The sequence below is a fragment of the Desulfomonilia bacterium genome, from assembly GCA_036567785.1.
In the GTDB taxonomy this organism is placed as follows: Bacteria; Desulfobacterota; Desulfomonilia; order UBA1062; family UBA1062; genus DATCTV01.
This window is the reverse complement of the sequence record DATCTV010000043.1, coordinates 149094-170898: the sequence shown is the minus strand read 5'-3', so window position 1 is coordinate 170898 and position 21805 is coordinate 149094. Positions and strand designations below refer to the sequence as shown.

The following is a 21805-nucleotide window of genomic DNA, read 5'->3' as shown; positions in this document are numbered from 1 at the left end:
GCAGGCAGACCGTTCCAGTTCTTGCATGCAACCTGGCAGCCCCTGCACCCAGTACACTTAGTTACATCAACAAGCTTTATATATTTTGAACTGTTCTCACTCTTTGTCATGGCTCACCCCCTATTTAACCTTCTCAATATTCACCAGAAATGCCTTGTATTCCGGTATCATCGTGTTCGCATCTCCTATAAATGGAGTGAGGTCATTTGCATTTCCGCCTGTGACAAGTCCCTTATACCCGAAGTGCCATGTGGTTCCGACCATATGATGTGTAGCACCGTTTATAGAGAAAGGTTTAAGCCTTTTTGTGACAATCGCCACTGCCTCGATTCCTTCCAGGTTCCTGATGGAAGAAAGTTTTACCTTATCTCCATTCTTAATCTTCTTTTCCCTGGCGAGTTCTTCGCTCATTTCCACAAACTGGTTCGGAATCATCTCGCAGAGCCAGGGCATCCATCTTGTCATCTGGCCTGTCTGCCAGTGCTCAACGACACGGTAGGTCGAGCAGATAATCGGGAAGTTCTTTGAGTCTGGATTATCAAGTGTCGCAGCGATACACCCTTCAACAATGAACGGATCGCATTGCTCCTTCTTGACATCTTCGTCGAAGCGCTTGATGACAGGGTTGACCTGGTATTTTGACATCAAATTCTTGACAGGCGATTCGAGCGGTTCATAATGCTCGGGGAACGGTCCGTCCTTCAGGCTTGCCCCGAAAAGCATACCATGTCCATGTGAATTCATGATGAACGGATACTTATCGCCGGGATCGCTCTTTCCGTCTGGAATATCGCCGGCCCAGGCCTTTTTAAGGGCATTCCACCAGATAACCGGCTTGTCTTTTGCCCAGGGTTTTCCTTCGAGGTTAACGCTGGCAAGGTTGTAAACGATCCTTCTGTTGACAGGCCAGCTCCAGGACCAGTTATGGAACATTCCCAGACCTGTCGGGTCAGCCGGATCGCGCCTCATCATGAGATTGTCCTTGTCATTGACAGAACCGCAGTAAACCCAGCACCCGCTGCATGTGGAACCGTCATCCTGAAGCATTGCGAATGAGGGAACCATATCGCCTGCCTTGAACTTTTTAACCTCTTTCGTAACGGGATCCTCAATGTCTTTATCTGTAACAAAATAGCCGTTAATTTCTTTTGCAACCTCTCTTGGAGAAGGTTTGTCGGCAAGGGCGCCGTATTTCCATGTCAGGTTCAGTATCGGGTCGGGGAATGCGCCGCCTTCTTTTTTGTAGAGTTCCTTCAGTTTCAATACGAGCTGGTTGATTATCCACAGGTCGTCTTCGGAATGCCCTATCGGATCGATGGCCTTATAGCGCCACTGCGCCCAGCGCCCTGAGTTGGATATCGAACCTTCTTTTTCAATGGATGAACAAGCCGGAAGAAGGAATACTTCAGTTTTTATGTCAGCAGGATTCACCCCTGCTTCCTTCTGCCAGAATGAGGCCGTTTCGGTTTCCCACAGGTCAACAGCTACCAACCAGTCGAGTTTTGAAAGCGCCCTCCTCACCATCTTGGAGCTCGGTGCACCTACGGCCGGATTCATACCCCATGCCATAAGACCTTTTATCTTGCCCCTTGCCATTGCGTTAAACAAAGGCAGATAGGAATAGTTCTTTCCATCATCTATTTTGGGCAGATAGCTGTAAGCGGTTTCAACATCGACATCACGCCACCATGCCTTCATAAGGCTTGCCAGATATTTGGGACGATTGCCCCACCAGTTTACGCTTTTCGGGTCTTTGTTTTGTGGTGTGTTTTTCTCATTATATGCGGCTGCTGTAGCAAGGCTTGCCGTCGGATAAGGCAGGTAGCCTGTCAATATATGGAACAATGCTCCGTGGTCGGTTGAACCCTGAACATTGCTTTCGCCTCGCAGGGCATTGATGCCGCCGCCTGCAACGCCGATATTGCCCAGGAGGAGCTGAAGTATTGTATAGGCCTTAACATTCTGCGAACCGTAGGTATGCTGGGTTGTTCCCATCGCATAAAGGATTGTGCCTGAAAGTTCAGGCTTGAATGTTGAGGTGTAAGCATCGCAGACCGCTTCAAAATCCTTCGGGTCGGTCCCCGTAATAGCGCATACTTTCTCTGTTGTATATCTGGAATAGTGTCTCTTTAAATGCTGGAATACACAGTTGGGGTTCTGCAGGGTCGGGTCTTTTATTGGAGTGCCGTTTTCATCGACCTGATAGCTCCAAGTTGCAGGATCATATTTAGAACCGACAAGCCCTGAAAAAGCACCATCCAGATCAACAGGTCCCTTGAAGTCGGGATTTACCAGGAAGCCGGCATCGGTGTATTCCCTGACATACTCTTCCTGAATCCTGTTCTTCTGAAGAAGGTAATTAATCATGCCTCCAAGGAACGCTATATCCGTTCCTGGTCTTATACGGGCGTAAATATCGGCTGTTGCAGATGTTCTTGTGAATCTCGGGTCAACGCTGATCAATTTGGCCTTTCGGTTTTTTCTTGCCTCATTTACCCATTTAAAGGAAATCGGGTGGTTTTCAGCTGCGTTGGAACCCATGATAAGGATTGCATCAGAATGCTGAATGTCTATCCAGTGATTTGTCATAACACCGCGACCAAATGATGCCGCCAGACCGGCGACGGTGGCGCTGTGTCAGATACGGGCCTGGTGTTCGACATAAACCAGGCCTAAGGAGCGGTTCATCTTTGTTAAACTGTAAACTTCTTCATTATCAAGTGCGGCTCCGCCTATTGCCGCAATGCTTTCAAGACGGTTGACGACCTCATTTTTTTCATTTGTAAGAATAAAATTGTCATCCCTGAGCTTTTTTATCTTGCGGGCAATGTTATCAATGGCCCAATCCCATTCCTTCTCTTCCCATGCATCTGCACCTGGGGCACGGTAGAGAACTTTTTTCATGCGGTTCTCATTGTTCGCTATCTGGTAAAGCGCCGCACCTTTTGCACAGAGCGAGCCTTTGTTTATCGGGTGATCAGGATCACCTTCCGTACCTATAACCTTGCCGTTGCTGACCTGGGCAATAATTCCGCATCCGACGCCGCAATAAGGGCAGATGGTAGTTACTTCCTTTGCATAGCGGACTTTTTTCGGCTGGGCCAGAACAGGCTGTACGCCTATACTGACGCCGATTCCCGCTGCTGCAAGGCTACCGCCGGAAAGTTTAAGGAAACCCCTTCTGGTAAGTTCCATGCATCCTCTCCTATAAAGTTATTTTATGGACTTGATTACGTTATTCAATAATTCAAGTTAAATCAAGGGGAATGAATTATGCAATTTGACACATAAATACAAGAATATTTTATGTTATAGGTATAGATATCAAGGGTCTCATTGAGGCTTGACTTGAAGGGGTATCTAACCTAAGGTCTGTTAATGGACTGGGAACTGATATTAAAAACATATCCGGATGACAGGGAAGGCATTCTCTCGGCAAAAAGCCTTTATGAAAGCATAAATTCTGTCTGTAAAAATTTCAGACTTCCGGCAATTAATACTGTAGAAATTTCGGAAGGTGATTTTAAGCAGATTGTGCCTGTTTTAGCTGAAATATGCATGACGGCATGGGGGAATCATTTTAAAACGAAACCGGCTTTTGATATGATATCCGCTGCTGATGCATTTATCTGGGGTGGCAGCATCAATGTCCCTGAATCAGACAGTACCGCAATCGGTGCCCTCCTTAATAATGCGCTCAGGGCAGTTCTGCGGAAACTGAGGGAAGCCTCTCCCGGGCCAGAAAAGATTGAAACGCATTCAGGCAGGTGCGCATTCTGCGGCACGCATGCACGCATTGCTTTTGACGAGGAGTCGCAACGGGTTCTTCATTGTCCCCTTTGCGGATTTTCATGGAGATTTCCCAGGATCCGGTGTACCTATTGCGGGAATACGGACCATGAGAGGCTTGGCTTCTTCGAGGCTGAGGGCATTGTGGGTGTGAGGGTTTATTTCTGCAGGGAATGCAGCTGTTTTATCAAGGTTGTTGATGCAAAGGATAAAATATCAACCGATGCAGAAACTATGGATGCAATAACGCTTGAGCTGGACGAGCTTGCAAAACAAGAAGGTTTTACCCCTGTTCCCTGAAGCAGTTTCTGCTTGTCGATTCGCCGGGAAACCTTATAATGTTGGATATCATTTCTCAACATGATGTAACTTAAATCAAGGAGCCATCATGAAATTTAGCTCTCCCGGAAAAATAACCGAGCGTATTACGCTTCTGGGTCGAAGGGAATCATGCATCTACCTTCTCGATGGCGGGACAGAATATGCAATCCTGGGCGGCGGGATGACATATATTGTTCCTGATATCAAAAATCAGATCGCCGAAACAGGGATCGACGAGAGAAAAATAAGCCGCCTTGTCATACATCACACGCACTTTGATCATGTAGGAGTAATTCCTTATTTGAAAAAGAGATGGCCGTGGGCGAGCGTGACATCATCAGCCAGAGGGGCCGGACAGCTTGCCAGATCAGTGGTTATTGATGCAATAAAAAACATCAATTTCATGCTCCTTTCAAATGCCGGACTTTCGGATAGAGCAAATGAGCTGGGGTTTGATTTCGACAGCATACCGGTTGACGACACTCCGGCAGATGGAGAAATAAGAAAAATCGGGGATCTGACGCTTCAATTCTTGATGGTGCCCGGTCACAGCACATGTTCGATCGCAGTATATGTCCCTGAACTGAAGGCCCTTTTTGCTTCCGATGCGGGTGGCATTCCATTTGAGGGACAGGTTTTTGCTGCGGCAAATTCTAATTTTGATCTGTATCAGGCAAGTCTTGATAAAATGGCAGGCTTTGATGTGGATTTTCACGGTGCGGAACATTATGGGGCTTTTACAGGCGATGATGCAAAATCATTTATTCCGAAATCAATCGAGGCGGCAATTGAAACCAGAAAAATGATCGAAGATTCATTGAAAAGGACACACAACGCGGAAATGACGTCCGAGGAAATTACCGGCTGGATGGCTGAAAATGCAGGCGAATATTTTCTGCCGCGGGATGTTCTGAAAATGGTTGTCGACCAGATGACAGGCTGGCTTGCAAGAAACATGAACATTCAACAATAAACGGAGGCTTACCAATGAAAGATATTCTGATGACTATTGAACGGCATATAATTGAAGAACAGAGAATATATGGCGGAACGGGTGATTTCAGTTCGGTGCTGACCCAGATAGTTCTGGCTGCAAAGGTGGTTTCCGCCCAGGTTTCACAGGCAGGTCTTGCGGAAAATATTCTGGGCTCGGCAGGTGCACAGAATATAACAGGCGATGAACAGCAGAAACTCGATGTATTTGCCGACAGGGCTTTTATCAATGCCTTAAGCTACATCGGCAAGGTTTGTGTTATGGCTTCCGAGGAAGATGAAGGCATTGTACTCATCCCTGAAGGTTATCCGAAGGGTGAATATGTGGTGATGTTCGATCCCCTTGACGGGTCGTCGAACATTGATGTGAATGTCTCCATAGGCACGATTTTTTCTATATATAAAAGAATTTCAAACAAAGGTGACGGGACTCTTGAAGATTGTCTGCAGCCCGGATACAAGCAGTTCGGCGCCGGTTATGTAATGTATTCAAGCTCAACGGTGATGGTCTATTCGACGGGCAACGGTGTCAACGGCTTCACCCTCGACCCCAGTGTGGGTGAGTTCGTTCTTTCGCACCCGGATATAAAGATACCATCACGGGGAAAGATATACAGCGTGAACGAGTCCTACTATAATTACTGGAAGAAAGGCACCAGGGCTTACATCGACCATATCAAGACGGATAAAACGCATATTAAAAAACCGTATTCTTCGAGATACATCGGATCACTGGTTGCCGATTTTCACAGGAATCTTCTGAAGGGCGGCATATTCCTTTATCCAGAGGACAGCATTGATCCTAAAAAACCATCCGGGAAATTGAGGCTTCTTTATGAGGCGAATCCGCTTGCCTTTATCGCCGAACAGGCGGGAGGATATGCTAGCACCGGATATGAACGCATCCTTGATATCGTTCCGCAAAAGCTGCATCAGAGGGTGCCTTTGATTATCGGTTCAAAAGAGGATGTTAAAGAGTACGAAGCGTTTGCAAAAGAAAATAATATGGAGTAATCGCAGAAAATTAAAATTCATGGGAGGATGAAACATGAGCTACGAGGCTGATTATGCAAAGGCCCTTCAAATCGGCAGACCGCCGAATGTCAGGAAACTTTTTCCGTATTCGAAAGCGCTTATTGTCAGCGGCAAGGCAATCGACCGTGCAATGAGGGCGAAAGGCCATGCAATGACGATTGCGGCAAACGGCAGGAGCACAACGGTCATACGCGGAACGCTCAAGGCGGCCCAGAAGGCCAATGCCGCCATTATAATCGAGATAGCAAAATCGGAAAGCAATTACTGTCATGTCGGGTTATGGAACATAGCAAGATATGTGGATTCATTCTGCAATGAGCTTGGTATAACGGTTCCGGTTGCAGTTCATGCCGACCATTTCGGAATTACGAGTGCCGCCGAACTCGAAAAGGCGAAGACCGACATACCGTCCATCTTCGATCAAGGCATTACATCGATTGCAATCGATGCCTCGCACATGCCTGAAGATGAAAACCTTCTTGCAAACATCGAAATCAGCAAATATATCCCGTCATGGGCAGGTTACGAGACCGAGGTCGGCGAGATCAAAGGTGCAACCGGACTGTCGACGCCTGAAGAAGCCCTGTTCCTGATCCAGGGGCTGAATGCGCATAAGATTTTTCCAGACTGGATAGCGCTCAATAACGGAACGACGCACGGCATCGAAGAAAGTGATGCAGGCATACAGGTCGAACTGACGGCCGAAATTCACAAGGCCATTGAAAAATACGGAGTATCCGGGGCGCAGCACGGCACATCAGGCAACAGTAATGAAAGACTCAAGAAAATAGCCTCGGAGACGCATACAACAAAGGCAAATGTCGCGACAGCACTACAGATGCTTTCCTGGGGCGTGAAGGTGAATGAATTCGGAAACGCCATTCTCGATGCAGATAAGAACCTGCTCAAGCTGGAATGTACAGGCATGGACGATAAGCTGTGGGCTGAAATGGTCGCATACGCAAAGGACAAAGGTCTGAAAGCCGGTGATTTCAAAAAGCTCAACCTGCCGTTTGAAAACAAGATACTTGCACAAACCTCCGAAGTCAGGGAGCGTATGGAAAAAGCGGTGGAAGACTTTGTTTACGACCTTCTTGTAAATGTCTTTAATGCAAAAGACACCGCACCTCTTGCAGTTGAGGCAATCCTCAAGGCAGGGTCCCATGATCTCGGCCCCAAAGGGACGCAGATTGAGAATCCCGCAGACTGGACGGTTGAAAAGATAAAGGCTAAAGGCAAGGAGAAAACCGACGACAGCCCTGCAGGGAAATACGACGACTGATATCTGTCTTAAGCAAATACAGTGATAAACGAAAGGCCATGATCAGATCATGGCCTTTTTTATGAAATCCTTATTAAAGCCTTTGATGCGACATCGAGCACTGTGCTTATTGAAAGCGTACTTGTAATGTCATCTGAAAAGGTTTTTTCAATTATGCATCCATCAGCCTCGACACATGATGAAGCACAGCCGTGCAAAACAAAAGTTACGTTTCTTTTAAGAGGCTGGCCTGAAAAGACCCCTGTTGCAGGATAGACTGCTATGGATATGCAGGAGTCCGTTTCATTTCTGAACGTAAATTTCTGTGTGGATGATTCGCCCTGTTGATAGAAAAGAGTGGAGAAGTCGTCTTCATATAAGACCGCAGTACCGTCAAATGGCGGAAAGGCGTGTACTTCGATCTCATCAAACCTGTGTGCATCAGGTATGAATTGAAGTATTTTACCCAGGATAATTTGTTTGCCTCCCCTGACGAAGAGCGGCAGGTGTCCATCATCAACAGGCACATCGAACCATCCGGGCCCTTCAAAATTTGCCATGTCCCACCAAGAGTACCAAAGCCCTTTCGGGAAATAGACCTTTATGGATTTTGCCCCGGGTTCAAGCACAGGGGCCATCATAAGCGCATCGCCGATCATGGGTTGCTGCCAGATGGGTCGTGTGTGCGGGTCACCGGGAAATTCCAGATAAAGAGGCCTGATAATAGGAATGCCGGTGTCATAGGCCTCGCGTGCCAGACCGTAATAATAAGGCAGCAGCCTTATTTTCAGGTCAATATGCCGCCTGAAATTTTCCTCGCATTCTTTATCGATTCCCCAGGGATTTCTGTTAGGATCATCAGGTGAGGAAAAATATCTCGACAGAGGGCTGAAAATCGACCACTGGGAATAACGCTGGTGTTGTTCGGCTGATGGCGATTTATAGAGCGAAAGCACGTCAGCTCCCCAATAGGCATAGCCAAGCAGGCTCATATTGAGTCCGCATCTCATGGTTGCAGCGATGTGTTTGAATTCCGGTGTCTGGTCGCCTAAAAATATACCGGGAAAGCGCTGGGTTCCTGCCCAGTTTGTCCTGGAAAAGACAAGGGCCCTTTTGTTTCCGTGATATTCCTGGCATCTCTCGAAAAGTGCCTTCGTATAATAGAAGCAGTAAATGTTGTGATATTCCTCGTCATCAAGCCCGATTGTTGAACGTGAGCCTTTTGGGAGATATTCCGCACCGTCGTTCTTGAAAAAGTAAACACCCTGATCGAGCAGGGGTTTCTGTTTGTCAAACCACCAGTCGCATGCATTCCTGTTTGTGAAGTCAACCGCGCCACCCCTGCCAAGCCACCATGTAACATTATCGTGAGCGAAATAGCCATTTTTCATGCCTTCTTTAAAATTATCCATTGCATAGTCTTTTGAAAGAAGAGGCACGCCTTCAGGTGCGTTTTTGACATAGAGCCTTACAAGGAATTTATATAAAGGGTAGGAATCCCTGTTTATGTAAGGCGTGTAGATCAGTCCGGCTTTAACCCCTTCTTTTTTCATCAGGTCAAGCATTATACCTGGATCAGGGAAAACGGACCTGCGCCATTTGAAATCGGAAAAGGCCTGCTGCCAGTGATAATCGAATATTACGGCATCCAGCGGTATTTGCTTTTCCCTGTGCGATTGTATACGTGTGAGGGTTTCCTCCTGGTTTTCTACAGGGTAGGCGGTGTTCCACAAGCCGAAGGCCCAGAGAGGCAAAAGAGGCGGCCTGCCTGTAAGAGCTGTATAATTTGTGATTATCTCCTTGAAGTCCGAGCCGGCTATTACAAAAAAATCAAGGCTGCCGCCTGAAAACCTGACTGAAAGCTTTCCGGCGGGCTTGTTTATTTTCACTTTCGCCCTGTGTGCATTCAAGATGAATATCATGTATCCACGGTCGCTCAGAAAGCATGGAAATGCAGAATATGTCTGCTTATGCTGCAGGAATGCCGGCGATTCGAGGTTGTGAACGGTAAGCTCCCCGCTTTGTCTTCTGAATGCGTTGAACCACTCACCGAAACCGTAAAAGCCCTCGTCTTCACTGGTGTATATTTCGAATGAAAGACAGGAAGGGTCGGCATGTATCACCAGGTTTTTTTGATCAGCGAAACGGACTTTCAACCGGTTCTTATCTTTGTCAAAACAGATATCTGAAAAGCATGTCGATGAAAACTCATCGTGGTATCGATGTGGCAGAAGCACGTCCCTGACGAAAGGCGCTTCATTGAAATCACTATCGTTCGAGACGGTTACCCTGGCGATATTTTTCCCGGTCAACAGTATCCGAGAATTTGAAGGTTTATTTTTGCTGAAAATTCTTTGCAACGATACCAGTCGATTTTTCATCAGTACAGTTTAACGTATTTAATATTGTGCTTAAAGAAAAAAGAACTTTTAAGTTTTATTAGTGTAAAGCTGATGAATGAGAAAATAACCAGCTTGTTCTGCATAGGAACTGAACCGTGAATCTAAAATGATATGGTAAGATTTAATTTGGCTATAAAAATGTCGAATCCGGAGCAGAATTCAATTTATATGAAATAGATTTTTCAGGCCAAGTATTGACGTATTAACAATATTATGGCATGAGGCTATCACTTCTAAAAAACCAAAGGAAATAAACCATGGCAAGAGTTACAGTAGAAGATTGTCTCGAAAAATTGAACGACCGCTTTTCGCTTGCAATAGCGGCATCCAAACGTACAAAGCAGCTGATCAAGGGTGCGGATCCGCTGTGCAACAGAAAGGAAAACAGACAGGTAGTGACTTCTCTCAGGGAAATTGCTGAGGGTAGAATCGGCATAGTAAGGAAAGGATGACAAAAAGGGATTACTACGAGATCCTTGGCGTTTCCAGATCTGCCTCCTCTGAAGAAATCAAAAAGGCATACCGGCAGTTAGCCCTGAAATACCATCCCGACAGAAATCCGGGGGACAAGGATGCGGAAGAACGCTTCAAGGAAGCTGCCGAGGCATATGAGGTGCTTCACGATTCTGAAAAGAGGCACATCTATGACCAGTATGGTCATGACGGCCTTACAGGGGCGGGTTTCCGCGGATTCAATAATTTTGAAGAGATATTCGGAAGTTTCTCGGACCTTTTCGGCGAAATGTTCGGTTTCGGGTCATCAAGAAGGGGCGGCGGAAGAAGACCGGCAAGAGGCTCAGATTTAAAAAAGCATGTAATAATAACTTTAAATGACGCAGATAAAGGTACCGAACTCGAACTCGATATCCCGAAAAATGAACCTTGCGATGTCTGTGAAGGAAGCGGTGCCGAACCCGGGAGCAAGGCCCAGACATGTACCGCATGCCAGGGCAAAGGCCAGGTTTACCGTTCTCAGGGATTCTTTACCATAAGCTCTACCTGTCCCAAATGCAAGGGTGAAGGCAAAATCATATCAAAGCCGTGCAAACCATGCAGGGGTACGGGTATTGTTTCAAGGACAAAAAAACTGAAGGTTAAAATTCCGCCGGGTGTCGATAACGGCTCGACAATGAGGGTTTCAGGAGAGGGTGATATTGGAGAATACGGCGGCCCGCCGGGCGATCTTTATGTAATCATAGAAGTGAAAGCCCATGAACTCTTTGCCAGAGAAGGTGACGATCTTTATTTCGAGCTGCCTGTTTCTTTCACTCATGCAGCGCTCGGCGCCACCATGAAAGTGCCAACCCTTGACGGGGAGCATGAGATTGAAATCAAGGCTGGAACACAGCCAGGTGATGTGTTGACCGTCAGGGGAAAAGGGATAAAACATCTGCGCGGTTCCGGTTCAGGTGATCTTAAAATAATAATCAAGGTAGTCATCCCTCACAAATTGACAAAAGAGCAGGCGGAACTTCTCAGGCAATTTGCATCTACAATGAATGACGATGTCGCTGAACCCGGCAAAGGCAGGAAAAAATTCAACCTGTTTTCTTAAGCATCTTAATATCTTTGTTGACTGGCAGCACAAGGAAACCTAAATTCTGACAATGGAGAACCTGATACTGTTTATCGTGAGGCTTATTCCGAGAGATATCGGATTGTCATTTTTCAGGACCCTTGGCCTCATCCTCTTTTATCTGATGCCTAACCGCAGAAAGATAGCTTTGACAAATCTTGAAATCTGTCTTGGAAATGAGAAAAGCAGGGATGAACTGAAAAGAATCGCAAAAGAGAGTTTCCAGAATTCCATTTCAATAGGGTTTGATTTCCTGAAAATTTTGCAGATGCCTCCTTATGAGCAGTCGAAGCTTGTGCATGTCTCAGGTGAGGAAAACCTGACTGATGCTCTTAAGTTGAATAAGGGCGTCTTTGCGGTAAGCGGTCATCTGGGGAATTTCCCGATCATGCTCACCTATATGTCAAAGAGGGGCCTGAGGGTAAATGTCGTTACAAGGCAGATCAAGGCAAAATGGGCTGACAGACTCTATACCGGAATGCTCAACCGCTTCGGGACGGGGACCATCACTAAAGAAAGGGTCGCACTGGGCATCATAAGGGCATTAAAAAACAGAGAGATTGTCGGATATGTTCTGGACCAGAACATGCAGCGGGATACCGGAATTTTTGTTGACTTTTTCGGAAGAAAAGCATGCACGATAAGAGGTCTTGCCACATTTACGAACAAATACGGCAGCCCGATCCTTCCAGCATATGTTGTTAGTTCTCCCAGAGGTCACAGGATATTTATAGATAAACCTTATATATATGATTCTTCAAAGGAAAGTGAACTCGAGCTCACACAGCGATTTACTTCGATGATTGAAACCTGGATAAGAAAATATCCCGAGCAGTGGATATGGTATCACAGAAGATTCAAAACGAGACCCGCCGGGGAAGATCGCATTTATCCGAGAAAAATGAGTCTGACGAAACGCTACAGGAGATGGAAAAGGCAGAGGCTTGTAAATGAATGATAGAAGCTTATTACCCCGGGGATTGATAAAAGAGCTTGAAGCTCGGTTCGAAGGGTATTCTTGGGAAATTGTCAAATCGTCGTCCAAACGCAGCGTTTATCACCTTATCAGAGAAGGATATCCAGGAATTTATCTTAAGGTCTGCCACCCTGGAGGCTTTTTCCAGAGAATCAGAAACCTTGTTTTCCCAAGGACGAGAATAGAAGCGAATATGCTCAACAAACTTGCTTCCAAGGGCATTGCTGTTGCAGAAGTGCTTGGTCATTTCCGCTGTGGAACAAGTTCGGCCATTGCTGTCAGGGAAGTTGAAGGAAACAGGCTTCTGATCAGTTTCGAAAGAGATTTTCAGGAGAGGGTACTTTTTTCAGTTACAAGGGATTTTCTTGAACGCGGTTTTGTACATCATGATCTTCATCCGGGCAACATCTTGATTGATGAAAACAGCAATTACGTTTTGATTGACTGCTATGAGGTCAGAAATAAAAGCAGTGTCGGCGTGTCAAACCGGGTCAGATCATTCGCTTCGGCGGCAGCAGTGTTCGGAACATCCATGCCAGCGCTGAAAACACTTATTCCGGATGAGTCTGAAGGAACACACAGGGCTGTTGTTGAAATGGCCGGGAATATACGTCGCAAGAGGGTTGAAAGGTGGATCAGGAGATCTCTCTTGGACGGAAGTTTCAGCAGGATTGAAAATAACGCGGATTATCAGGCAGTAGTGAAAAGAGAGGAAACACCTGATCTTAAGAAGATTATAGATATTCACGGGAAGAATCTTAGTAAGGGATCAAACCTTCTCAAGGTCCAGGAAAAGACGCAGGTTTCGATTGCCGGTGAATATTGTGTAAAGTCCTATAAGAGTTCACCGTTATTCCTTGAGCCTTATGCGCGAAGGTCATGGAAAGGTTCTCTTGTCCTCATGTTCAACGGGTTCAGAGTGGCGGAACCTGTTGCCTGCATAGTATTCAGGGACAGGTCGAGCATGCTTGTCAGCAGGAAACTTGATTATCCCCAGCTGGACAGGATTCTTGACAGCGGAGGGCTTACTGAGACGGAACGAAAAACTCTGGCAGGCACGATCGGCCGGACTGTCGGAATGATGCACATGTCCGGTATCTTTCATGCTGATATGAAGGCTTGCAACATATTCATGGATACAGAAAGGAACGAGGCAGTCTTCATCGACACGGACAGGGTTGTACAATCAAGTCGTGTTTCAAGGAAAAAGAGATTAAGAAACCTCATGCAGATCGGGCTCAGCATTCCGCGAAGGTTTGCGATGGAATCAGGCAGGGACATGATCGATGCATATGCGGCCCTGACAGGTGATGATGCGCAATATCTGATCGATGAATTGAAAAGACGGATGAAAGGTAAAGAGGTGATTTATACAACGGAAAACGGAGACAGGTTCGAAATATTCTAGCTGTCCTTCAGTATGCTGCCGGGGTCTGTTCTGACCTTTTCAAGCTTTGCCTTGAAATCATCCGTTGGTTCAACGCCGGCCTTTTTAAGCATGCGTTCAGCTTCAAGCCCTATGTTGCGGGTGTCCCTGAAAAAACTGTCGGATTTTCTTGAACCAGGATCATATGAGGCGAGCCTGTCAGATTGAGACCCGTGGTAGTTGACCCTTGATATGATCTTGTTGAGCGCATCAGAACCGCATGATTCACATTTGAGTCCGGAGGGGGAAGAGAATCCCTGAACCAGAATGCTTGTGATATGAAGACACGATGTGCATTTATATTCGTAAATCGGCATAGGTCTAATAAAAAAGGGCAGGGTGTAAAGCCCTGCCCTTTTTTTTAAAATTTGTTCTGATCTCCCTTGACCTCTTCAAACTCTGCATCAACTACGTCATCAGGCTTTGGGCCTCCGGGGGCTTCGCTTCCGCCACCGGCTTGTCCTGCGGCCTGTTTCACCGATGCGTACATCATTTCCGCCAGTTTGTGGGAGGCCTGTGTAAGGGCGTCCATTCTCTGGTTTATGAGATCTGGGCTCTCACCTTTTATGGCGTCTTTAAGATCGACAATTGCATTTTCGATCTTGTTTCTTGTCATGCCGTCAATCTTGTCTCCATGATCCTTCATGGTTTTTTCAGTTGCATAGATAAGACTGTCGGCTTTGTTTTTAGCCTCCGCCAGCGCCTGACGGTTCCTGTCTTCCTGGGCATGGTCTTCGGCCTCATGGATCATACGGTTTATGTCTTCTTCTGTAAGGCCTGAGGAACTTGTAATCCTGATGGACTGTTCCTTGTTGGTCGCTTTGTCCTTGGCAGACACGTGCAAGATTCCATTCGCGTCGATATCGAAGGATACCTCGATCTGCGGTATTCCTCTAGGTGCGGGCGGTATGCCTAGAAGGTCAAACTGGCCGAGAAGCTTGTTGTCGTTCGCCATCGGACGTTCTCCCTGGAAGACTCTGATCGTAACTGCATTCTGGCTGTCTTCAGCAGTGGAGAATATCTGAGATTTCTTTGTCGGAATAGTGGTGTTTCTCTCAATAACCTTTGTGAAAACCCCTCCAAGGGTTTCGATGCCGAGAGACAGCGGCGTAACGTCAAGAAGGAGAACATCCTTTACATCTCCGCCCAGGACTCCGCCCTGAATAGCTGCGCCTACAGCTACGACCTCGTCAGGGTTAACTCCGCGGTGAGGTTCTTTGCCGAAAATCTCTTTAACCTTTTCAACAACTTTCGGCATTCTGGTCTGTCCGCCTACGAGAATGACCTCGTCTATCTGTGATGCTGTAAGGCCTGCATCTGCAAGGGCTTTGCGGCATGGGCCCTCGAGTTTCTGGATTATATCATCGACAAGGCCTTCGAGCTTTGCCCTGGAAAGCCTCATGTTGAGATGCTTTGGCCCGTTCTGGTCTGCCGTTATGAAAGGCAGGTTGATCTCAGTTTCCATCATGGATGAAAGCTCGTGTTTTGCACGTTCAGCCGCTTCCTTGAGCCTTTGCAGGGCCATGCGGTCCTTGCTGAGATCAACACCCGATTCCTTTTTGAACTCGCTTACGAGATAGTCGATTACATGGTTGTCGATGTCTTCGCCGCCCAAGTGCGTATCTCCGTTTGTTGCCTTGACCTCGAAAACGCCGTCGCCGATTTCGAGAATCGATATATCAAACGTTCCTCCGCCCAGGTCGAAGACCGCTACTTTCTCCTCTTTCTTTCTGTCAAGACCATATGCAAGCGCGGCCGCGGTCGGCTCATTGATTATGCGCTTGACGTTGAATCCGGCAATTTTCCCCGCATCTTTTGTTGCCTGGCGTTGGCTGTCATTAAAATAAGCAGGAACTGTTATGACCACGTCTTCTATCTTTTCTCCAAGGTACGCTTCTGCATCAATCTTAAGTTTCTGGAGTACCATTGCAGAGATTTCAGGTGGGGAGTATGTCCTGCCGTCAACGTCGATTGCCGCATCGCCGTTAACCGTATCCACTATCTTGAAGGGCATTATCTTGATGTCGCGTTGTACTTCGTTGTCTGTGAACTTTCTGCCGATAAGCCTTTTTATCGCATAAAGTGTGCGTTCGGAATTTGTCACTGCCTGGCGTCTTGCTACCTGGCCAACCAGCCTTTCACCGCTTCCCGTGAACGCTACGACAGATGGCGTGGTGCGTGCACCTTCAGCGTTCGGTATAACTTTGGGGTCGCCGCCTTCCATAATGGCCATGCAAGAATTTGTAGTTCCCAGATCGATTCCCAGGATTTTTCCCATGTCTATATTCCTCCTTAGTTAGTAGCTGCTGTATTATCAATCGATACTGAAACCTTTGCAGGTCTCAATACCCTGTCGTAAAGCATGAACCCTTTTTCAAATTCATCAATCACTATGTTAGGCTCGTTTATATCATCATCGGCCCTTTGCATCATAGCCTCATGATAATTCGGATTAAAGGGCGTGCCTTTCTTTGAATCTATAGGTTCAACATGATGCCGTTTCAAGGTTTCAATAAAAAGTTTTTCAACCATTTCCAGGCCGTCAATGAAATTAGTATCGTCCGGATGCAGTTCTTTTGCCACCTGAACGGATTTATTGATTGAATCATAGACCCTTAACATATCCCTCAAAAGACCTTCATTGCCGTACTTAATGATGTTTTCCCTGTCGCGGTTGAGCCGTTTCTTCATGTTCTCCATCTCGGCCAGGGCTCTTAAATACTTGTCCTTCATCTCATCAAGCTGCCCCACAAGATCTTGAATTCCGCTGTCCAGTTCTTCCGATGCCTGGCTTTCTGAAGGCGTTGTTTCGGGTTGATCAAAGTAGCCGGTCAATTCTTCTGTTACATTCTTTTTCTTTGAGCTGCTCATTTTTTTTAAATCTCCTCGATCATGGTACTAAGTAATTTTGCCATATATTCGACCAGTGGTATGACCCTTTTATAGTTCATTCTCATGGGGCCGATAACTCCAAGGGAACCCGCAGGCGTATCTCCATGGAAATAACCGCTGGCCACCATGGATAAATCGTTCATCCCTATGTTGCCTATTTCCTCACCGATAAATATTTTCACACCAGTTCCTTCAAATACCTGATTCAGTATGCTGAGCATGCGGCCTTTATCTTCGAATGCCCTTACGATTTCTCTGAGTTTTTCTATGTCTGCCAGCTCAGGGTAGTTAAAGACGATATCCTTGCCTTCAATAACCATATCCTGGGCATCTTCCACGTTATCAAGCGCCATCATCCCCATATGCACGGCCTCTTTCACCAGACTGTCAAACCGTGCTTTTTCGCTTTTCATCTCTTGTGAGAGGGATTTCCTCATTTTTTCGATGCTGAACCCTGAATATTTTTCATTCAGGAAGTTGCTGTATTTCGTGAGATCATCCTGATTGATATCATCGCCCCGTACAACATGATTATAGACCAGGCCGGATTTGCTTATCAGGATTACCAGGATCCTGTTCGTCCCGAGCTTTACGAATTCTATTCTTTTAAAGGTAAACGTACTGATTTTAGGCAGGATGACTACAGAAGCATTGCCTGATATTTCCGATAAAAGAAGGCTTGCCTCTCGCAGAATCTCTTTTAGTCCCCCGGAGTTTTTGTGCATCTGCCTTGAAATTATGGATTTTTCTTCTTTCGGCAGGGCTTTCATTTTAACGATTTCATTTAAATAGTAATGAATGCCTTCTTTCGTGGGTATTCTTCCCGCACTGACATGCGGTTGCAGAAGAAACCCGAGTTCTTCAAGGTCTGCCATGATGTTTCTGATAGTTGCAGGCGACAAGTCCAGATCATATCTTCGGGAGACCGAACGAGACCCGACCGGCTCACCGGTACTTATAAATTCCTGCATTATGAATCCGAAAATCTGCTTGTCTCGCTGGTTGATCACTATTCCCATAATTTTTTAGCACTCGCTTATCTTATCTGCTAACAATCCTTTTATAGAAACTCAAAGTCTTTATGTCAATACCCATGGATTTTGAATAAGCCATGTCTGACTTTTCGGCACTACGTTCATCAATAGTAAATTTTTTTAAAGACACCGATTAAATATGGACAAAAGCCTCTGATGTGTTATTGATTTCATAATCATAATGAGCATGCAAAAGGGACACTGATGAAACATAAGGTTGAGGCTGTACTGAACGAAGTTCTGAATAAAATCTTAATAGAAGGCGAAATAACAATACCTGAAGGTTTCAAGTCAGGTATCAGTGTGCCTGCTGATAAGCAATTTGGCGACTATGCCACTAATGCGGCAATGATGCTGGCAAAACCGGCAAAAAAAAATCCAAGAGAACTGGCCGCATTAATCTCAAAAAAAATTCAGGATAGTTCGGACTTGTTTACAAAAGTTGAAGTTGCCGGTCCTGGATTTATAAATTTCTTTGTCAAAGTTGATGCATGGGCGGAAATTCTTGAGGAAGTCATCACACAAAAAGTACTGTTCGGAAGGAGCAGTATCGGTGCAAAAAAGAAGGTTCAGATCGAGTTCGTCAGCGCAAACCCTACAGGTCCGCTTCATGTAGGACATGGAAGAGGGGCCGCTGTCGGCGATACCCTTGCAAGGATACTTGATGCTGCAGGTTTCGATGTGCAGCGTGAGTATTATATCAATGATACGGGCAACCAGATGAATATGCTCGGCCTGTCTGTTTATTCGCGTTACAGGGAATTGCTGGGCCATACTTCTGATTTTCCTGAAAATGGATACAAGGGCGGTTATATAAAAGAGATCGCATCAGAAATTCATGGAATTCATGGTGAAAGCCTGCTTTATATGCCCGAAAAAGATGCTGTTGCAATATGCAGGGAATATGCCGGAAAAAATATTCTCGAAGGCATAAACAGGGACCTCAGGGAGTTCAATATCAATTTCGATGTCTGGTTCAGTGAGTCGGAACTGTATAAGGACGATATGGTCGGGAAAACTCTTGAGTCAATGAAGGCAAAGGGCCTTACATTTGAAGAAGACAATGCCCTGTGGTTCAGAAGCACTGAATTCGGGGATGAGAAGGACAGGGTTTTGAGAAAATCGGATGGAGCCCTTACATATTTTGCACCAGATATAGCCTACCATAAGAACAAGCTAGAGCGCGGCTTTGAAAAAATAATTGATATATGGGGCGCCGACCATCACGGTTATGTACCCAGAATGTCGGCCGCCATGAAAGCCCTCGGTGCAGAAGACGACTGTTTTCATGCACTGCTTATACAGCTTGTTTCGCTTGTAAGGGCAGGTGTGCCGGTTCAGATGTCTACACGCTCGGGGGAGTTTGTCACATTAAAGGAAGTCGTCGATGAAGTGGGCAGGGATGCCGCAAGGTTCTTTTTCATGATGAGGCGTTGTGACAGCCATCTTGTGTTCGATCTTGAACTGGCAAAAAAAAAGGGCGAGGAAAATCCGGTCTTCTATGTGCAGTACGCCCATGCCAGGATATGTTCGATTATAAGAAAAGCCGCACTCTCAGAGCAAAAACCTGAAACGGGATTAAAATATTTAAAGAAACTTATAACGGATGACGAGATAGATCTTATGAAAATGATCGCCCAGTTTCCGGATACGGTATTATCTGCCGCAACTGAACTGGAACCGCATCGCATAGCCTATTATGTTCTCGAACTGGCAACGGCCTTCCATCGTTTTTACAATAAGAACAAGGTTATCGGAGAAGATTATGAGGTCTCCGCTGCGAGGCTTCTTCTTGTTGATTGCGTGAGACAGGTCATTGCCAATGGTCTGTCTCTCATGGGCGTTGACGCGCCCGATTCCATGTAGCTGATATGGGAAGAAGAACAAAGGCATCCCGGCATACCAAGACACTTAAAAAAAATATTCTTCTCTTCTTCCTGTCGATCACAATTCTTGCAGGAACATCATGGCTCTTTATAAACATTGTTGAACTGCCCGGGCTGCCCTTTAAGATAGATGAAATAAAACCTTTGGAAGTAATATCGGCTATCAAGGCAAGATTCGGAAAAAATGTAATTGATGACAGGCATATAGCTGAAAACGATAAAAACAGTAAGAAGAAAGCTGAGGCATCAGCAGCTGTAGAAAAGGACTATAAATATTCATTCTATGATATCCTCTATCATCAGAAACAGCCCAAATCCGCCGATAATCATTTTTCGGTTCAGATAGATATTTTCAAGTCAAGAAAATCCGCCGAGGATTTTGCAAAAGAGCTTGAAAGCGGCAGAAGATTAACCTGCAGGATCGTGAAAAAAGGAAGCCATTATTCAGTCCTGTGGGGCGGTTTCCCGTCAAGGTCTACAGCCGAACGCTATAACAGGCAGCTTTCAGGTATGCTTGGCAGGGAATGTCTGGTCGTAGAGATGTGAGCCGTAACCACGAACCCGACAAAACGAATTAAAACAAGCTCAGGTTTTATTTCAGCATTCCCTCCGAAAACATTTTTCTGAGTTCTTTTTTGTTGAATTTTCCCACGCTTGTTTTTGGAATCATTGACATGAAGACAAACTTTTCAGGTATCCACCAGTCTGCCACGCTCCCTTTGAGAAATTCCCTCAATTCTTCTTCTGATATGGTCTCGCCGGGAACCGGAACGATGCACCCCATGGGCCTTTCCTGCCACTTCTGGTGAGGTATGCCGATGACTGTTGCCTCAAGGACTTTCGGATGGGCCATGATTGCATTTTCCAGGTCAACGGAAGATATCCATTCGCCTCCGCTTTTTATCAAGTCGCCTTTCCTATCGACAAGTCTTAAATAGCCTTCTTCGTCCATTGTCGCTATATCACCGGTTTTAAGCCATCCGTCTGAGAACAGCCTTGTTGATGATGCATCATCTTTGTAATATTCCTTTGCGATCCATGGGCCTCGGAACCATATTTCACCCCATTCTTTACCGTCCATTCTGACGTCTTCACCATTGTCGTTTACAACCCGCATTTCAACACCGGGTGCAGGTATGCCCGCGCTTGCACGGATGTCATAGATTTTTTCCATCGGCCAGTCGGCCATATAGCTCTTGGGTAGTGCCGCTGTTGCCATCGGGTATGTTTCCGTCATTCCGTAAGCCTGCCTGACAGGGAAGCCGTATTTTTCATTGAGGCTTTTCATCAGGGAGATAGGGCAGGCCGAGCCTCCGCTGAAGATGCCTTTCAATGATGAAAAGTCGTGCCATCCCCCTTTTTCAAGGTAATCGTGCAGCATCATCCAGATTGTCGGGACTCCGGCAGTAAAAGACACCTTCTCGTCTGCAATCACACGGCAGAGCTTCTCCATATTGAGGACTTCTCTTCCCGGCAATACCTGCTTACAGCCGAGAGCTACTGCTCCGAAGGGTGCTCCCCATGCATTGGCATGGAACATCGGCACGATATGGAGTACACAATCACCCTCGTTGACGTTCAGGGTTACACCGATGCCGTATGTATGAAGCATAATTCCTCTGTGGCTGTAGACCACTCCTTTGGGTGTTCCCGTTGTGGCGGATGTGTAGCATATCAGGGCGGGGTCGAATTCGCTCATATCAATCGGCCAGTCATAGTCCTCTGGAAATTCTTTAATCATCTCGTCATAGAGAACTGCATTCGGCAGTGTTGTTTGGGGCATTTTCCCTGACTGAGAGAGTATTACGTAATGCTCGACTGTTTTGAGCTGTTCCGCAATCGGTTCTATAAGAAATACCAGGTCTTCCTCGATGAACAGTATCTTATCTTCAGCATGGTTGATTATATAAATAATGTGTTCATGCGGCAGTCTGATATTGACTGTATGCAGGACACCTCCCATGCATGGTACGCCAAAATAAAGTTCAAGGTGGCGTTGGTTGTTCAACGCAAAGCTTGCCACCCTGTCTCCTCGCTTTATCCCTAGCTTGTCGAGGGCGTGTGCGAGCTGGCATGTACGCCTGTAATAATCTGCATATGTATACCGGTGAATTTCATTGGGGTAGACAGAAACGATCTCTTTTTTAGGGAAGAACCTGGCAGTCCTTATCAGGAAAGTCCTTAAAAGCAGCTGATAGTCCATCATCTTTCACC

General features: G+C 46.1%; 17 protein-coding genes. 10 read left to right on the top strand and 7 right to left on the bottom strand.

From position 1 onward, the window contains the following. Window positions 1–120: 120 nt before the first annotated feature. Window positions 121–3195: a formate dehydrogenase-N subunit alpha gene (gene fdnG, locus VIS94_12940; GenBank protein HEY9161975.1), complete on the bottom strand. Its 3075-nt coding sequence runs from the start codon at window positions 3193–3195 to the stop codon at window positions 121–123. Between the two features lie 183 nt (window positions 3196–3378). Between fdnG and VIS94_12935 the strand changes: the two genes are divergently transcribed. The 4 genes from VIS94_12935 to VIS94_12920 all read left to right on the top strand — a co-directional run bounded on the left by VIS94_12935 (window position 3379) and on the right by VIS94_12920 (window position 7420). Next, window positions 3379–4089 (top strand): formate dehydrogenase accessory protein FdhE, encoded by a 711-nt coding sequence (locus tag VIS94_12935; protein HEY9161974.1) that lies wholly within the window; start codon window positions 3379–3381, stop codon window positions 4087–4089. Between the two features lie 88 nt (window positions 4090–4177). After that, complete coding sequence (locus VIS94_12930) at window positions 4178–5083, top strand: MBL fold metallo-hydrolase (protein HEY9161973.1); 906 nt, start codon at window positions 4178–4180, stop codon at window positions 5081–5083. Window positions 5084–5097: 14 nt separating this feature from the next. After that, a complete protein-coding gene (fbp, locus tag VIS94_12925) occupies window positions 5098–6117 on the top strand; it encodes a class 1 fructose-bisphosphatase (GenBank protein HEY9161972.1) in 1020 nt (339 codons plus the stop codon). Window positions 6118–6151: 34 nt separating this feature from the next. Next, the gene (locus VIS94_12920; GenBank protein HEY9161971.1) at window positions 6152–7420 is read left to right on the top strand and encodes a class II fructose-bisphosphate aldolase; all 1269 of its coding nucleotides are present in this window, start codon (window positions 6152–6154) and stop codon (window positions 7418–7420) included. A gap of 59 nt (window positions 7421–7479) precedes the next feature. Here VIS94_12920 and VIS94_12915 read toward each other — a convergent pair whose 3' ends face one another. After that, a complete protein-coding gene (locus VIS94_12915) occupies window positions 7480–9711 on the bottom strand; it encodes a TIM-barrel domain-containing protein (GenBank protein HEY9161970.1) in 2232 nt (743 codons plus the stop codon). 347 nt (window positions 9712–10058) lie between these two features. Here VIS94_12915 and rpoZ point away from each other — a divergent pair, with 347 nt between their 5' ends. Genes rpoZ through VIS94_12895 form a run of 4 tightly spaced genes read left to right on the top strand, consistent with a single transcriptional unit; the run spans window position 10059 to window position 13761 of the window. Beyond that, entirely contained in the window at window positions 10059–10253 is a 195-nt protein-coding gene (gene rpoZ / locus VIS94_12910; GenBank protein ID HEY9161969.1) for a DNA-directed RNA polymerase subunit omega, read from the top strand. Further along, window positions 10250–11356, top strand: coding sequence for a molecular chaperone DnaJ (dnaJ, locus tag VIS94_12905; GenBank protein ID HEY9161968.1), 1107 nt, complete (start codon window positions 10250–10252; stop codon window positions 11354–11356). Before rpoZ ends, dnaJ begins: the two co-directional genes overlap by 4 nt. Window positions 11357–11408: 52 nt before the next feature. Continuing rightward, window positions 11409–12335 (top strand): lysophospholipid acyltransferase family protein, encoded by a 927-nt coding sequence (locus VIS94_12900; protein HEY9161967.1) that lies wholly within the window; start codon window positions 11409–11411, stop codon window positions 12333–12335. Continuing rightward, complete coding sequence (locus VIS94_12895; protein ID HEY9161966.1) at window positions 12328–13761, top strand: lipopolysaccharide kinase InaA family protein; 1434 nt, start codon at window positions 12328–12330, stop codon at window positions 13759–13761. The genes VIS94_12900 and VIS94_12895 overlap by 8 nt, the downstream gene beginning before the upstream one ends. Here VIS94_12895 and VIS94_12890 read toward each other — a convergent pair. From VIS94_12890 to hrcA, 4 genes are read right to left on the bottom strand one after another with little or no spacing between them, the layout of a single operon-like run. Beyond that, a complete protein-coding gene (locus tag VIS94_12890) occupies window positions 13758–14096 on the bottom strand; it encodes an FmdB family zinc ribbon protein (GenBank protein ID HEY9161965.1) in 339 nt (112 codons plus the stop codon). The two genes, VIS94_12895 and VIS94_12890, sit on opposite strands and share 4 nt — an antisense overlap. Window positions 14097–14140: 44 nt before the next feature. Further along, window positions 14141–16057 (bottom strand): molecular chaperone DnaK, encoded by a 1917-nt coding sequence (gene dnaK / locus VIS94_12885; protein HEY9161964.1) that lies wholly within the window; start codon window positions 16055–16057, stop codon window positions 14141–14143. Window positions 16058–16071: 14 nt separating this feature from the next. Then, entirely contained in the window at window positions 16072–16650 is a 579-nt protein-coding gene (locus tag VIS94_12880; GenBank protein HEY9161963.1) for a nucleotide exchange factor GrpE, read from the bottom strand. 5 nt (window positions 16651–16655) lie between these two features. Further along, complete coding sequence (gene hrcA, locus VIS94_12875; protein ID HEY9161962.1) at window positions 16656–17690, bottom strand: heat-inducible transcriptional repressor HrcA; 1035 nt, start codon at window positions 17688–17690, stop codon at window positions 16656–16658. Window positions 17691–17909: 219 nt separating this feature from the next. On the opposite strand from hrcA, the gene argS reads away from it, so the two are divergent. Both argS and VIS94_12865 read left to right on the top strand, forming a co-directional pair. After that, window positions 17910–19571, top strand: a complete 1662-nt coding sequence (gene argS, locus VIS94_12870; GenBank protein ID HEY9161961.1) for an arginine--tRNA ligase — start codon at window positions 17910–17912, stop codon at window positions 19569–19571. Window positions 19572–19576: 5 nt separating this feature from the next. After that, entirely contained in the window at window positions 19577–20137 is a 561-nt protein-coding gene (locus tag VIS94_12865; GenBank protein HEY9161960.1) for an SPOR domain-containing protein, read from the top strand. A gap of 46 nt (window positions 20138–20183) precedes the next feature. Here VIS94_12865 and VIS94_12860 read toward each other — a convergent pair whose 3' ends face one another. Further along, the gene (locus tag VIS94_12860) at window positions 20184–21797 is read right to left on the bottom strand and encodes a long-chain fatty acid--CoA ligase (GenBank protein ID HEY9161959.1); all 1614 of its coding nucleotides are present in this window, start codon (window positions 21795–21797) and stop codon (window positions 20184–20186) included. Between the last annotated feature and the right edge of the window lie 8 nt (window positions 21798–21805).